General features: G+C 68.0%; 13 protein-coding genes. 9 read left to right on the forward strand and 4 right to left on the reverse strand.

Going from position 1 to position 14,330, the window contains the following annotated elements; all coding sequences use genetic code 11:
• The first annotated feature begins 82 nt into the window (after positions 1-82).
• The 5 genes from JNK12_20185 (at position 83) to JNK12_20205 (ending at position 4,845) form a co-directional block, all read left to right on the forward strand.
• Positions 83-817, forward strand: coding sequence for an ABC transporter ATP-binding protein (locus JNK12_20185; GenBank protein MBL8778268.1), 735 nt, complete (start codon positions 83-85; stop codon positions 815-817).
• The gene (locus JNK12_20190) at positions 814-1,731 is read left to right on the forward strand and encodes an ABC transporter permease subunit (protein MBL8778269.1); all 918 of its coding nucleotides are present in this window, start codon (positions 814-816) and stop codon (positions 1,729-1,731) included. Before JNK12_20185 ends, JNK12_20190 begins: the two co-directional genes overlap by 4 nt.
• Positions 1,724-2,713 (forward strand): ABC transporter permease subunit, encoded by a 990-nt coding sequence (locus tag JNK12_20195; protein ID MBL8778270.1) that lies wholly within the window; start codon positions 1,724-1,726, stop codon positions 2,711-2,713. The genes JNK12_20190 and JNK12_20195 overlap by 8 nt, the downstream gene beginning before the upstream one ends.
• Positions 2,710-3,315 (forward strand): hypothetical protein, encoded by a 606-nt coding sequence (locus JNK12_20200; GenBank protein MBL8778271.1) that lies wholly within the window; start codon positions 2,710-2,712, stop codon positions 3,313-3,315. Before JNK12_20195 ends, JNK12_20200 begins: the two co-directional genes overlap by 4 nt.
• A 300-nt stretch (positions 3,316-3,615) precedes the next feature.
• Positions 3,616-4,845 (forward strand): DUF2029 domain-containing protein, encoded by a 1,230-nt coding sequence (locus JNK12_20205; protein ID MBL8778272.1) that lies wholly within the window; start codon positions 3,616-3,618, stop codon positions 4,843-4,845.
• Between the two features lie 119 nt (positions 4,846-4,964).
• Here the strand turns inward: JNK12_20205 and JNK12_20210 are convergent, their stop codons facing one another.
• Positions 4,965-5,294 carry a PepSY domain-containing protein gene (locus JNK12_20210; GenBank protein ID MBL8778273.1) on the reverse strand — a complete coding sequence of 110 codons (330 nt, stop codon included), beginning with the start codon at positions 5,292-5,294 and terminating at the stop codon, positions 4,965-4,967.
• A 150-nt stretch (positions 5,295-5,444) separates the two neighbouring features.
• Positions 5,445-6,293, reverse strand: a complete 849-nt coding sequence (locus tag JNK12_20215; protein ID MBL8778274.1) for a ZIP family metal transporter — start codon at positions 6,291-6,293, stop codon at positions 5,445-5,447.
• Between the two features lie 149 nt (positions 6,294-6,442).
• On the opposite strand from JNK12_20215, the gene JNK12_20220 reads away from it, so the two are divergent.
• From JNK12_20220 to JNK12_20230, 3 genes are all read left to right on the forward strand, one after another.
• On the forward strand, positions 6,443-7,915 hold the full coding sequence (locus JNK12_20220; GenBank protein ID MBL8778275.1) for a hypothetical protein: 1,473 nt from the start codon (positions 6,443-6,445) through the stop codon (positions 7,913-7,915).
• 82 nt (positions 7,916-7,997) lie between these two features.
• The gene (locus tag JNK12_20225) at positions 7,998-8,582 is read left to right on the forward strand and encodes a hypothetical protein (protein ID MBL8778276.1); all 585 of its coding nucleotides are present in this window, start codon (positions 7,998-8,000) and stop codon (positions 8,580-8,582) included.
• Positions 8,582-11,110, forward strand: a complete 2,529-nt coding sequence (locus JNK12_20230; GenBank protein ID MBL8778277.1) for a DEAD/DEAH box helicase family protein — start codon at positions 8,582-8,584, stop codon at positions 11,108-11,110. Before JNK12_20225 ends, JNK12_20230 begins: the two co-directional genes overlap by 1 nt.
• 103 nt (positions 11,111-11,213) lie before the next feature.
• Here the strand turns inward: JNK12_20230 and JNK12_20235 are convergent, their stop codons facing one another.
• Together JNK12_20235 and JNK12_20240 are read right to left on the reverse strand one after the other, a co-directional pair.
• Positions 11,214-12,011, reverse strand: a complete 798-nt coding sequence (locus JNK12_20235) for a hypothetical protein (GenBank protein ID MBL8778278.1) — start codon at positions 12,009-12,011, stop codon at positions 11,214-11,216.
• Positions 12,008-13,072 (reverse strand): phosphodiester glycosidase family protein, encoded by a 1,065-nt coding sequence (locus JNK12_20240; protein ID MBL8778279.1) that lies wholly within the window; start codon positions 13,070-13,072, stop codon positions 12,008-12,010. Before JNK12_20240 ends, JNK12_20235 begins: the two co-directional genes overlap by 4 nt.
• 563 nt (positions 13,073-13,635) lie before the next feature.
• Between JNK12_20240 and JNK12_20245 the strand changes: the two genes are divergently transcribed.
• Positions 13,636-14,313 (forward strand): response regulator transcription factor, encoded by a 678-nt coding sequence (locus JNK12_20245; GenBank protein ID MBL8778280.1) that lies wholly within the window; start codon positions 13,636-13,638, stop codon positions 14,311-14,313.
• The last annotated feature ends 17 nt before the right edge of the window (positions 14,314-14,330 follow it).

Below are 14,330 nucleotides of genomic sequence, written 5' to 3' on the forward strand. Positions count from 1 at the left end.
ACGGCTCGGGTGTGAACCACCCGCATCGCCGCTCGACCGGACGCATCCGCCGTTCGGCCAACGCAGAAGGAGGAGGAACCGCATGGACGGCTCAGCGATCGTACTCGAGGGCATAAGGCACACCTATGAGGACGAGGAGGTCTTGCACGGGATTGATCTAACGATCGAGCACGGCGAGATCTTCGGGTTCCTGGGCCACAACGGCGCAGGCAAGACAACGGCCATGAACGTCCTGACCACCCTGATCGTCCCGGCTGCTGGCCGCGCTCAGGTATGCGGATACGACGTGGTGACTGAGCGGCGTGAGGTCACCAAGTGCATCGGCTACCTGCCCGCTGATGTGCGGCTGTATGGACACATGACCGCTGCGGAGAACCTGCTGTTCTTCGCCAAGCTGTCAGGGGTCCCCGAGCCTCGCGGCGCTGTGGTGGAGACGTTGGAGTACCTCGATATCACGGACCTGGCCGACAAGAAGCTGAGCTCGTTCTCGACGGGCATGCGCCAGCGGATCGGCATCGCTCAAGCAGTGCTCCACCGTCCGAAGGTGCTGTTCCTCGACGAGCCGACCGCCGGCCTCGACCCGTTCGGCGTGCGCCAGCTCCGCGAGACGATCCTACGGCTCAACCAGGAGTTCGAGATGACGGTCTTCATGAACACCCACTTGCTGAGCGAGGTGGCGAAGGTGTGCACGACGATCGGTGTGCTCAACCACGGCGACCTCATCTACAAGGACTCCATCGAGGAGACGACCCGTCGTTTCCCGGACGAGGCCTCCTTGGAGGACATCTACCTCCGCATGGAATCGGCGCCGACATGATCGCCACCGTCGCGTCCCAGCAGGTCGTCTCTCTGAGCCGCCAGCGGATCTTCCTGGCGCTTCTCGGGACCTTCCTGGCCATGACCGCCCTCGCCGGCGTGATCGGATGGTCGAGCCACAACACCATCGTGCGGGTCTACAACGACGCGGTCCAGGTCCTCTCGGCTGCAGGGCAGCCGGCCCCTCCGAGCCCCTTCGGATTGAAGCCGACGCTCTCGTTGCTGTCGAACATGGCGATCTACATACCGCTCGTCGGCGCGTTGTTGGCGTTGGTGCTCGGGCACCTCAGCCTCGCCGATGACCAGTCCGGCGGCATCGGCCGGCTCATCTTCTCACGGCAGCTGTCTCGGACCAGCTACGTCATGGGCAAGCTGGTCAGCGCCGCAGCCGTGCTGGGGGCTGTCATCGTCGCCAGCATGGCGGTGAGCGTGGTGTCACTGCTGCTGGTGAACCGATCGAGCCCTTCGGTCGCGGAATTCGGCCGGCTCGGCCTCTTCTACGGCCTCTCGTGGCTCTACCTCATGTTGTTCGCGCTCATCGGCATGGTGGCGGTGCTGGTGACCCGGCGGCGGTCGGTCGCGCTGCTCGCCGCGATGGGTGTGTGGCTCGTCCTCACGTTCGCGGTGCCGCAGTTCACCTCGGGTCTCCACCCGACTGCGTCGCTGAACCCCGTCAACGACCCCGTGAGCACCTCCCAACCGTTCTTCGACGCGACCGCCAAGGTTCGACCTGTCTCGGTCACCGAGCAATACAAGGAAGCGGGCGCCCGGATCTTGGGCACCGCACCGTCCGAGTCCGCGCCGGAGACCGCGCTGCGAGTCCTTCCGCTGGCCGTCTCGGTCGCCGGGCTCGGCTTGCTCACCACCCGACTCGTCCGCCGTCACGACTACTCGAAGGGCTCCTACGATGAATAGCGAACGACGCACCCGGATCATGGCGTTGGCCCGCCACGAATATCGGGCCGCGGTCCGCAGCCGGGCCTTGGTCGCGCTCCTCGCGGTGTTGGTCGTGGCCACGATCGCATCGGTGTACATCGGCGCGGTCGACTACCGCAGCCAGCTCGCCGACTACCAGGCGTACCGGGACGCCGCCCAGGCCGGCGGCATCCAGCAGATCGCACCGTCACCGCTCGCCTTGCTGTCGCTGCTGCGGGGAGCGATGGAGTACCTCGAGATCATCGGAGCGGTCATCGCCATCACCCTCGGCTACCTCAGCGTGGCGCGCGAGCGATCCAACCGCACCCTGCCACTCATCCGGTCACGGCCCGTCTCAGCCGGCGAGCTCGCCGTGGGCAGCCTGCTCGGCGCGATCGCACTGCTGTCCACCCTTGTCCTGGGAACCGCCGTCGTCGCGGTCGTCGGCCTCGGCCTCATCGGCCACGACTGGGTGAACGGTGCGCAGATCGTCAAGCTCCTGCTCGCCTACGGGGCATCGATCATCTACATGACGGTGTTCTACTGCCTCGGCGCGATCGCCACGGCGAGGTCCCGTGTCGCGGCGAACGGACTGATGATCGCACTCGGGATCTGGCTCGTCGTCGTGCTCATCCTCCCCCAGATCGGCGACACCCTCGACGCCGACAACCAGGTTCCCGGCGGCTTGTTCTCCAGCCTCGCGCTCAGCAAGCCGCAGGAGGACCAGATCCTCACGCACTTCACCACCTACGAGTCCGTGCGGACCGCCATCGAGGCGACGTCGTTCTCGAAGCACTACGAGCGCTTCGTCTTCGCGATGACCGACGTCAAGGAGAAGTACCGCGGGCTGAGCCTCTCCCAGCTCCTGTCGATCAAGCGCATCGAGATCGAGTGGATGTTCGTGTGGTCCCTCGGCATCGCCACGCTCCTCTGGCGCACCTTCCGTCGCCAGCCAACCGTCCCCCAAGGAGGACAATCATGAAGCACATCAACCGTTCACACCCGACGAGGCCGGTGCTCGCACTCGGCGCCGTGGTCTTCGCAGCCGGCCTCGCGCTGGCCGGATGCGGCAGCAGCTCCACACCCGCCGGATCGGCGAGCTCCCCGTCGACGACGGCCACGGCTACGAGCGGCGCCGACCAGGTGCTCCCCGTCACCGTCAACCCGATCACGAACACCGCCACCGCCGAGACCCTGAAGATCACGTCCGTGCTCGTGGAGAACAACATCGACGCAGCCGGCCAGGCGGTCGACGACCACCTGGAGATCGAGCTGAAGAACACCGGCTCGACCGACCTGGCCAACGTGGAGGTCTTCTACACCTTCACCGACCCCACCGCCCAGACCTCGGAGAGCTACTACACGCGGCTACCGGACACGTTCACCGTGCCCGCGGGCGGAACCCGGATCGTGCACTTCGACGACACCGGCGCACCGGACCACTTCCCGGTGAACAAGTTCAGCCTCTACTACACGTCCACCAATGCCCTCGATGTCGAGGTCACCGTCAGCGCCGACGGCGCTGCCGTGCAGACCACCACGCTGCAGAAGGACGCCGGAGGCGCCGAGAACCCCGGCGAGTAGCCAGCGAAGAACGACGACCGAGGGTGGCCCAGTGATCGGTCCTGGGCCACCCTCGACGGCTGGCAATGGTTTGCCCTCCGTTGACCTCCTCGAGGCCCGGCGAATACCGGGACCCTGCGACCGTCACCTATGCCACGCCGCGCACTTGCGTCCCCGCCTGCGGTGCGCTCAACGAGGTGGCCGACGGCAAGGGTCCGTGCGGTCGACCCACGCTTCGCCCTCCTCCTGAGCGCCGCCACGACCGCGGCCTGGCTGGTGGTGTGGCCGGCCCTCGATGGCATCCCTCGCCTGCTCCTTGTCGTGGCGACAGCCCTCGCGTACGCCGCCGCGCTGAACGCGCTCACTCGGTCAGCAGACCGCGGTCTCAACACGCCGATCGCCCGCACGGCGATCGTCACCGCCGCCCTCCTGTTGGCCACGGCCTCCTTCCTCGCGCCGCGGGGATCCCAGGACGTGTGGTCCTACGTCATGTACGGGCGCACGGTCGCCGTGCACGACGCCAGCCCGTACACCCATGCTCCGGCGGTGTTCGCCGACGACCCGTACCTGGACCGCGTGTCCCGGGGCTGGCGGGACAGCCCATCGGTCTACGGCCCCGCGTTCACGGCCTACTCCGCAGGGTCGACGGCCATTGCCGGCGGCTCCGCGCTCGCCGCCCGCCTGGGCCACCAACTCCTGGCCGCAGCCTCGGTCATGGTGGTGGGAACATCGGTCGCATGGCGGCGGCGAGACATCTCGGCGCTGGTGTTCGTGGCGTTCAACCCGGCGGTCGTGGCCATCGTCAACGGTGGTCACAACGACCTCCTGGTCGGCGCACTCGTCGCGGGCGCCATCGCCCTCGCTGGACGACGGCGACCAGCGGCCGCCGGCCTCGTGATGAGCGTCGCGGTCCTCGTGAAGATCATCGCGGTCCTCCCCGCGATCGTCCTGCTGGCCTGGCTGTGGCACCGCTTCGGTCGGAAGGTCGCGGCGATCGGCGCGGTGGCCGCCGCCGCTCCCGTGGTGGCGGGGTACGCACTCGCCGGAGGGCTCGAGGCGCTGAAACCGGTGCTCGCCGGCGCCCACTACACCAGCCGCGCCTCTCTCTGGTCGGCGGCTCGGGGGCTCGCCTCGTTCCCGTGGCCGCTCGGGCGATGGTCCACGCAGACCGCCACGGTGGGCACGGCGATCGTGATGATCGCGGCCCTGGGCATCGTCGCTGCGATCAACCGTCGCCGTTGGCTGGCCGCCCCCTCACCAGCGAGCGGGGCGACAGGAGCGTTGGTGACGCTCCTGTACGCGCTTCCTTACGTGCTGCCGTGGTACTCGGGCTGGCTGTTGCCCACGGCGACGCTCGTGCACGCATCGAGGCTGGCCCGGTTCGCCCGATGGCAATCGACGGCGCTCGTCGTCGCGTACGCAGATCCGCCGGGCGCCTTGTCTGGAGGGACGATCATCAGTGTGGTCAGCCGGATGGCCTTGCCGGCGACAGCCGCTACGACCGTGTTCACCGCCTGGTGCCAGCGCCACCGAGCCCGCGAGGAGACCTGACGGCGAGGACGCACAAGCACGGGCGCCTACCCCGCGGCTGCGTCGACGCGAACCCGACCGGGGGCTGTGGAAGGACAGCACCCGGTCGGGTCGGGGATGGACCAACGGCTGGCGTGCCGTCAGTCGTCGGCCTCGTTGTCGTCGGGTGCCTCGGAGTCGCCCTCGATGACCACGACGCCGTAGCCATCGTCGAGGCGGACATCGACCGTGGTGCCGTCGGGACGGGTCACCTCGACCTCCCAGGTCGCGCCGTTCTCGGTGTCGCGTTCGACCGAGTTGGCCTGACCCCCGCTCGTGGCCTCGAGGGCGGCGGCGGTCGCGCGATCCGCGTCGGGCCCGGTCACCGTGCCTTCGTCACCATCGCTCCCGCCGGCCAGTGCCACGGCTCCCCCGGACAGCCCGGCGGCGAGCGCCACCCCCGCTCCGGCGGCGATCAACTTCTTGCGCATCTCGAACTCCTCTCCGACCCGAGCGGGCCCGGCGGCGGGATCTGGACGATCCCTGTGGCGGCCAACGTACGACGGGGCACCTGAACGGAGCCTGAAGCCTGAACGGACCCTGAAACCGACCACCCGTGTGCCGAGCCAGACGTCGACCCGCTACACGCCGCCGGCAACCACCACCATGTCGGTGAGGAAACCGGCAGAGAGCCCGACGAGAACACCCCAGTGGACCAGGGGGCGCAGGCCAGAGCGTTGGGCGACACCCAGCAGTTGGATGACCACATAGAGGATCGATCCCCCGGCCAGGCTGAGGAACGCGACGCTGGTCGCCGGGCTGGTGAACTGGTAGCCGACAGCCGTGCCGACGAAGGTGGGCCCCCCGGCCAACAGGCCCAGCCCGAGCAGGAAGCCCCAGCTGGGACGGGTCGGCTCGGCCGCCAGCGGCGCCACGATGCCGAAGCCCTCGGTGGCGTTGTGAAGGGCAAACCCGATCACGAGGACGGTCGCCAGCTCGATGGCGCCGCTCGAGGCGCTCTGGCCGATGGCCAGGCCTTCGGCGAAGTTGTGCAGGCCGATGCCCACGGCGATGAGCAACGCAAGTTGACGGGCCGGTGACCAGCCCCCAGGCCCCGCGACCCGGGGTGTCAGCTCGCCCACCGCCATGGCGCCGGGCCCCTTTGACGCTGGCGCACGGCGTGCTTCCAGCCAGGCTTCATAGTACACGAGGCTCATCAGTCCCAACGCGGTCCCACCGAAGAACAGCGCGCTGTAGCCGAACACGGGGGCGAACCCACCGGTGCCGTCGTGGAGATCGACGAGCGCCTCCTCGATGGGCTCCCACGCGTGAACGAGCACGTCCCACAACAGGAAGAGCAGGATCCCGATCGCCAGGGCGTTGAGGAACTGGCGGAGCCCCGGCGATGCCTTCACCCTGCCGAGAGGCAGCCCCAACACGATCGTTCCACCCGCGATCAGTCCCAGCACCAACGTCTGCGCCTCGGACATCGTTGCCACCTCCGCCGCTCGAGTTCACCAGGAGGCCTTCTACCAGGTGTTAGGTGAACCTACTATCACGGGTTTTCAGTAACAACTTGAGAACCGGACCTTCGATCCCGGCCGACCCCGCGCATCGGTGCCGTAGTGTCCGCTTGCGTATGGCTGACGAGCTCGATGGTCTGTTGGCACGTGTGGACGACGCCGCCCTGCGCGCTGATCTGCGTACCCACATCGACCGCCTCCGTTCCAAGCGCAGCTTCGGGCTGGTCTTCGAGTCGCACCTGCCCGAGCGGGTGCGGCTGCCTGAGCACCCGGTGCGGGTCGGCGCCAGCGTCGCCCTGCGCGACGACCCGAAGAGCGCCACCTACGAGGTGCTCGGCGTCGACGCCGGCCGGGCCGCGGTGCGCACGGTGCGCCACCCCGACGGCTCGCGGCTCTCGCCGGAGGAGCAGGCCGAGTCGGTCGTCGAGGCCCACCCCGTCGAGGACCTGGTGGTGATCTCCGACTTCGGCGACCCTATCTACCCCGGGCTGCGCCGACTCGGGTCGGCGGACCGCGGCGGCGACAAGCCCGCGCACGTCGTGGTCAAGGGCGAGAACCACCACGTCCTGAGCGCCCTCCAGTTCACCCACGCCGGCAAGGTCGACTGCATCTACATCGACCCGCCCTACAACACGGGTGCCCGGGACTGGAAGTACGACAACGACTACGTCGACGACACCGACGCCTACCGGCACAGCAAGTGGCTGGCCTTCATGGAGCGGCGCCTGCTGCTCGCGAAGGAGCTCCTCAACCCGGCGGCGTCCGTCCTGATCGTCACCATCGACGAGAAGGAGTACCTCCGCCTCGGGCTGCTGCTGGAGCAGGTGTTCCCGAGCGCGCGCACCCAGATGGTGAGCAGCGTTGTGAATCGGAAGGGAGTGCCACGCAAGCAGGGATTTGCTCGGGCCGACGAGTATCTCTTCTTCACGTTCATCGGAGACACTCCGCCCGCTGTGCACACGAACGACATGCTTTCGGATCCGAGGCCACAGCCATCCAGCGGTGACCTCGTGACCTGGGTTGGCCTTCGTCGAAGGGGGTCGGAGTGGCGTCGGTCTGATAGGCCCGGGTCCTTCTTCCCGCTGTACGTCGATGCAGAAACGGGCGAGGTAGTTGACGCAGGAGAGCCGCTGTCCATCGACACGCCACGGTCAGCTGTTCCTGAGCGGGCGGGATGCCTGACCGTCTGGCCCGTCAACAGCAAGGGAGAGGAGTCGAGATGGCAACTGTCGCCAGCCAACGTGATGCGGCTGCGGTCCGACGGGTTCCTACGCTCGCGCTTGCAGAAGAGCGGGGGTGTCACGGTCGAGTACCTCTCCGACGGACAGCGCCAGCAGATCGGTGATGGCCGGATCGTGGTCGAGGGACGTCACGAATCCGGGGCGGTGATCGTCCGGCACGTGGGTTCCAAGGTGCAGCAAGCAAAGTCCGTGTGGAACCTCGACGCCCATGGTGCCACTGCCTACGGCACCCAGATGATCCCTGCTCTCTTGCCAGGGCGAGCGTTTCCCTATCCGAAGTCCCTCTACGCCGTCGAAGATTTCCCTCCGCTTCTTCGTCGGCGACAACCCCGACGCCGTCGTGCTTGACTTCTTCGGTGGCTCTGGCACCACGGCTCACGCCGTGGCGCGGTTGAACAAGCAGGACGGAGGGCGCCGACAGTCGATCGTGGTGACCAACAACGAGGTGTCGGCGGCCGAGGCGGAGGCGCTGCGCAAGGCCGGGCACCGGCCGGGCGATCCGGAGTGGGAGGCGTTGGGGATCTTCGAGCACGTCACCCGGCCGCGCATCACCGCCGCCGTCACCGGACGCACCCCTGATGGTGAGCCGGTGAATGGGGACTACAAGTTCACCGACGAGTTCCCGATGGCCGACGGGTTCGAGGAGAACGTCGAGTTCGTGGAGCTGACCTACCTCGACCCTGACGACGTCGAGTTGGACCTGGCCTTCGCCGGTGTGGCGCCGCTGCTGTGGTTGCGGGCAGGGGCCCAGGGACCGGTGATCAACGAGTGCGTGGACGCGGCCGGCGGGGCCAAGACCCACGAGTGGACCGACCGCTACGGCATCTTGTTCGACGCCGACCGGTGGCGGGCCTTCGTCGACGACCGGCCCGACACCGCCACCACGGCGTTCGTGGTGACGGACTCGCAGGCCACGTTCGCGGGGATCGCGGCGGAGGTTCCCGATCACCTCGAGGTCGTCCGCTTGTACGAGAACTACCTGACCACGTTCCGCATCGACGGGGGTCGGCTCTGATGCGCTACGAGCTGATGGACTACCAGCGGGCCGCGGCCATCGACGTGTTGGACCGACTGCGCCGCGCTCGCGGGGACTGGGCGAACGGGTACCGGTCGTCGTTCGCGCTGTCGGCCATCACGGGGTCGGGCAAGACGGTGATCGCCACCGCGGCGATCGAGGCGACGCTGTTCGGCTCGGCCGACCTGGGGGCGGACCCGGACCCACAGGCCACGTTCCTGTGGATCACCGACGACCCGGCGTTGAACCGTCAGACCCGCAACCGGATGCTCGATGCCTCGGACCTGCTGGCCCCGAAGACACTGGTGGAGGTCGACGATGGCTACCTCGACGCCGCCTTGCGGCCGAACCGGGTGTACTTCCTGAACATCCAGAAGCTGTCGAAGTCGAGCCGGCTGGTGCAGTCCGGCACCAACCTGCGGCAGGTGTCGTTCTGGGACCTCCTGGCCAACACCATCCGGGCCGAAGCGACCACCCTCTACCTCATCTTGGACGAGGCCCACCGGGGCATGAAGCGGGCCACGGACCGCAAGACCATCGTGCAGCGCCTCATCCACGGCGAGCCCGGCTCGAACCCGCCGGTGCCGACGGTGTGGGGCATCTCCGCCACCATCGACCGTTTCACCACCGCCATGGGCGAGACCCGCGACCGCACCGGCTACCCCCACGTCGTGGTCGACATCGACCAGGTGCGGGTGTCGGGGCTCATCAAGGACGAGATCGGGCTCGAACAGCCCGACGAGAAGGGCACCTTCTCCACCACCCTGCTCCGAGACGCAGTGCGCACCACCCTCGGGTACGAGCAGCGCTGGGCCGCCTACTCGACCGCGGAGAACGAACCACAGGTGGTCCCTGCATTGGTGGTGCAGGTGCCCGACAAGGCCGACGAAACCAAGCTCGCCGAGATGGTCGCAGTGATCGAAGCCGAGTGGCCCGACCTCGCCTCCGACGCCGTCGCCCACGTGTTCGGCGAGCACGAGCCCGTCGTCCTCGGCGGGCGCACCATCAACTGGGTGCCGGCCGAATCCATCCAAGGCGACACCGACATCCGCGTCGTCCTCGCCAAGGAGGCCATCTCCACCGGCTGGGACTGCCCCCGCGCCGAGGTCCTCTACTCAGAGCGGCCCGCCAAGGACGCCACCCACATCGCCCAGGTCATCGGGCGCATGGTCCGCCAGCCGCTCGCCCACCGCGTCGCCACCGACGACGTCCTTAACTCGGTTGCGTGCTACCTGCCGCTGTTCGACGCCAAGAAGCTCGCCGCCATCAAGGAGGAGCTCGAAGGCAAGGGCGGCGACAACGGCCAACAGGCCGTCGGCCCCCAAGTTATCCGGGCGCCTGCGGTCTTCGAGCGCAACCCGCTGCTCGAGCCCGATGTGTTCACCTTCGTAGAGACGCTGCCCAGCATCCCCACCCCCGACATCGCTGCCAGCCCCCTGCGTCGTGCCAAGCACCTCGTGCGCCTCCTCGTCGACGACGGCGCCGGCCCCGCGCTGGTGCCCGACGCCGGCGCCCAACTGGCCAAGCGGCTCAACGCCCGCCTCGACGGGCTCGCCGCCGAACGCGCCGACGAGGTCGCCGACGGCGTCGACGACCTCCGCACCGCCATCGTCCGACGCGAAGGTGTCGGCCCGGGCGGCGAAGCCGGCGAGGTCACCTCGCGGCTCATCGAGACCCACCGCAAGGACATCGACCGCGACACCCGCAAGATCATCAGCTCAATCCGCGAAGGCGTCGGCACCGGCTACTACGCCCACCGCGCCGCCGGCGCAGACGCGTCACAGGACCGCCTCGACCTGCGCGTGCAAGTCGCCGCGCTGCTCCGTCTCGACGGCGTGGTCGACAGCATCGATGCCGCCGCCACCGAGTTCGTACAGGAGCACCTGGCCCGCTTCGCGGTCGAGATCAAGAACACCACCGGCGCCACCCGCGACGCCTACCGCAAGGTGCAGGAACAGACCACCGCCCCCGAAGCCGTCACCATCGAACTGCGAGCCAACGAGAAGGCCGCCACCAAGGACAGCGCCGGCGGCGACCTCCCCACCTTCGGAGGCCACCTCTACGCCGACGCCGACGGGCACTACCCCACCCAGCTCAACGACTGGGAGACCCAGGTCATCACCGCCGAGACCGAACGCCCCTCGTTCGTCGCCTGGTACCGCAACCCCTCCCGCGCCACACCCAACGCCCTGCGCATCGCCTACCAGGACGACGCCGGCCGCTGGGCTAGCCTCCAAGTCGACTTCCTCGTCATCTCGCGCCGCGACGACGGCACCCTCGCCGCCTCCATCGTCGACCCCCACGGCGACCACCTCGCCGACGCCAAAGCCAAGCTCCGCGCCCTCGCCGACTTCGCTGAGACGCACGGAGATGCCTTCGTCCGCATCGTCTCCATCGCCAAGGGGCGGGACGGCGAACTGCAGGCGCTCGACCTACTCGATGGTCACGTCCGTGAAGCCGTGCGCGGCTTCACCGGAGCCAAGGTGTCCGCGCTCTACGACGCTCCAGCCGCGCAACTCTTCCTCTGACCGCCCGCCGGTCTCTTGCGTCCGGCATCTCGGGCCGGAACCCCGTCGTTGAGCACCAGGATCTGCATACCAGTCACCATCTCACCGAGTGGTCATCCGACAATCACCGGAGAGCTGCGGCGTAGAACCGGAGGTAGTCAGGGGTCTGTGATCGCCAGTAGCTGCGATCGTGCCTGCCGGGCGACACGCGCACTTCGACGTCAACACCGTGCTGCTCGAGAGTCGTAGCCATGGGCTGCAGATTCTGTCGGGTCGAATCGTCCGTACCGGCGTCGAGGCTGATCGGGATCCCTGCGTCGGCGATGCGCTGGGCGCGGTCGTCGTCGATCTCGGTGGCGGGGCTGTGCCCGCCCAGGGCGACAAAGGAGTGGGACCTGGCGTCGAACGCCAGGAACGCGAGGGCCGCACCGCGAGATATGCCGCCGATGGCGCGACGCGTCCCGTCGAGCGGGTTCGAGGCGGCGACCACCGGTTCGATCTCGTCGATCAAGAGGGTCGCCAGCCGCGCCCCACCGGGGTCAGATCCGTAGTCGGTGGCCGCGTTCGGCATGATGATGGCGGTCGGAGGAAGAACGCCTTGGCGGACGAGCTCGTCGGCAGCCTGCCCGACATCGAGGTCGACCCACTGCGTCTGATCCGCTCCCGCGCCGTGCAGCAGGTAGAGCACGGCCAAGCGGCCGTGTCCCGGACAGGGCGTGAGGTGGACTCGCACCGTCTCTGTCGTCGCGTACACCGGACTCGGGATCACCAGTTGCGCGTCGCGACCGGTGCGCTCGTGACATCGCGAGAGATGAGACGGGGCACGGGGAACGGTTGGGTCCGGGGCAGTCGAATCGGTCGGCCCCGAACAGGCCGATGCCCACACGGCAAGCACGACCAGGACGAGGATGCGTCGCCTCATCGGACGAACATGGCGAAGAAGTCGCGTTGGTCGGCCGCGAGGTAGCGATACGGGGATTTGGGCATGGTCCCGGTCAGGTGCGCTGCGGAAACGCCGTAGCCAGTCCCCGCAGGCTGGATGACCGAGAAGGTGACCTGGCCGTGGTGGATGTCGAGCTGCATGGCGCGGACGGCGCCGGCGCGGGCCAACACCGAGGCGAGGTCGCCGAGCCGCATGTGATCGCCGGCCGCGTAGATCAGGCGTCCTTGCGCGTCGACGCCGATGCCCGATCGCCAGGTCCATTGCAGCTGGTTGCGCGAGGCCCCCCACGATCCATCGACGTTCGTCATCAATCCCGAGACGGGCCGCCCGGCATCGACGATGAGTTTGAGGTTCTGGCGCACCGACACGATGTCGCCACTGAGGCGCCCATCACGCCCCCACTCGGCGATCGACACGGTTCCGTCTCGGTGAACGATGAGCGATGCTTGACCGTCGACGAGGGGATCGATCGTTCTCCCCTCGCTGTAATAGCCACCGGGGATGTGCCTGAACCTGAAACCCGAGTTGAAGGTCGCTGTCAGCGTGTTGCGCTCGCGGCGCGGCACCCCCGAGGCCCATGCCCAAGGGCCGTGCCCGGGCTCGATCGTGCCAGGCACCGAGACGGTGCGCAGCAAGTGCTGATCCATGGAGACGAGCGCCGTCACGATCGAGGTGTTGTGCGGATCCGGACGTAGGAACGTGGTGAACATGGTCGGCGCACCGTGCACGGTCTGTCCCGCCGGCGTCCACAAGCCCTCGCCGGCGATGGCGTGATCCGTGACGATCGGCGCCAGCGGAGCAGGTGGCGCCGTGGATGTCGCCAAGCGCTCCGTCGCCCCACGCGCGGGGACGGTCCCGCCCAGCGCAGGGAAGGCGTCGGGATTGGGCGCACCCGATCCGGGGGGGCTCCGTGTGTACCACCAGGTCTCGATGCGATCGACGATCGAATCCCCGCCGTGGTCGCGGAACCAGTCGATCGAACGCTCCGCCGTGCTCGCGGAGCCGGGCTTGGTCAGGTAGGTGCCATAGGAGTAGAGCACGGGTGCCGCCAGCAGAAGAACGACGAGGAGTGCCGCCCAGCGCCGAGGGTGCCGACGACGGGCCACGACCTCGGCATCGGCCGCCGGGTCGGTTGGCGGTCGGTCGACCCGTGGCGGCGACAGGGGTCTCGGTCGATCGAGAACAGATGAGTCGGACTGCATTGGCGCGTCTCCGGTCGTCGACTACTTGCTCGCCGACGGCGGGCAACCCCGCCACAGAAGAACGGTCTTTCGGAGCGTCGCGAAGCCGAGGTTCCGCGACACGCCGCGCACGGTCAACAGACGGCAAAACCTCGGGCAGGCCGAACGAGACCAACGAGCCAGCACCTGCGTCATCACCGTCACCGGTCAGCGGCGGAAGCCTCAGTGCCGGCGCGACGCGACAACTGCTGCGCCCGTTTCGATGGTGCCGCTGTCTTGGCCGTGGCGCGGCTGTCATTGACTCCCGCCTCGCTCCGAGTTCGGCAGCGTCGCCCCGGTGGGCAACACGTTCAGCCAGCCTTCAGAATCCGTGGTCCACTATCGAATCGACAGATGAAACCGATCGAGAAGGCGCGACTGCTGTGCGTGTACTGGTAGTGGAAGACGAGACCCGGTTGGCCATCGGCCTGCGCAAGGGCCTGGAGGCCGAGGGCTTCGCTGTCGACATCGCGGCGGATGGGACGGACGGTCTGTGGATGGCGACGGAGCATCCCTATGACCTGATCGTGCTGGACATCATGTTGCCGCGAATGAACGGCTACAAGGTGTGCCAGTCGCTACGTGACGCCGGCAACTGGACACCGATCTTGATGCTGACCGCGAAGGATGGTGAGCTCGACGAGGCCGAGGCGCTGGACACCGGCGCTGACGATTACTTGACGAAGCCGTTCTCCTATGTCGTGTTGGTTGCGCACCTTCGAGCGTTGCTGCGTCGGGGTGGTCGGGAGCGTCCAGCGGTCTTGTCGGCCGGTGATCTGCGTTTGGACCCTGCGGCGCGACGGGCGTGGCGTGGCGACGTCGAGGTGGAGCTGACGCCCCGGGAGCTGGCGCTGCTGGAATTCCTGCTGCGCCGACGGGGAGAGGTGGTGTCGAAGCGAGAGATCCTCGACCACGTGTGGGACTACGACTTCGAGGGTGATCCGAACATCGTCGAGGTGTACGTGAGGCACCTCCGGAACAAGCTCGACCGTCCTTTCGAGCGGGAGTCGATCCAGACGATCCGGGGGTCGGGCTACCGCATGGCCGCTGATGGTGGCTGATCGGAAGCCGTTCGGCG

Source organism: Acidimicrobiales bacterium (assembly GCA_016794585.1).
In the GTDB taxonomy this organism is placed as follows: Bacteria; Actinomycetota; Acidimicrobiia; order Acidimicrobiales; family DATDAH01; genus JAEUJM01.

Bases quoted from the DNA above. Each gene is read 5' to 3' on its own strand.
- JNK12_20185 (MBL8778268.1), top strand. From the start codon at position 83: ATGGACGGCTCAGCGATCGTACTCGAGGGCATAAGGCACACCTATGAG.
- JNK12_20190 (MBL8778269.1), top strand. From the start codon at position 814: ATGATCGCCACCGTCGCGTCCCAGCAGGTCGTCTCTCTGAGCCGCCAG.
- JNK12_20195 (MBL8778270.1), top strand. From the start codon at position 1,724: ATGAATAGCGAACGACGCACCCGGATCATGGCGTTGGCCCGCCACGAA.
- JNK12_20200 (MBL8778271.1), top strand. From the start codon at position 2,710: ATGAAGCACATCAACCGTTCACACCCGACGAGGCCGGTGCTCGCACTC.
- JNK12_20210 (MBL8778273.1), bottom strand. From the start codon at position 5,294: ATGCGCAAGAAGTTGATCGCCGCCGGAGCGGGGGTGGCGCTCGCCGCC.
- JNK12_20215 (MBL8778274.1), bottom strand. From the start codon at position 6,293: ATGTCCGAGGCGCAGACGTTGGTGCTGGGACTGATCGCGGGTGGAACG.
- JNK12_20220 (MBL8778275.1), top strand. From the start codon at position 6,443: ATGGCTGACGAGCTCGATGGTCTGTTGGCACGTGTGGACGACGCCGCC.
- JNK12_20230 (MBL8778277.1), top strand. From the start codon at position 8,582: ATGCGCTACGAGCTGATGGACTACCAGCGGGCCGCGGCCATCGACGTG.
- JNK12_20235 (MBL8778278.1), bottom strand. From the start codon at position 12,011: ATGAGGCGACGCATCCTCGTCCTGGTCGTGCTTGCCGTGTGGGCATCG.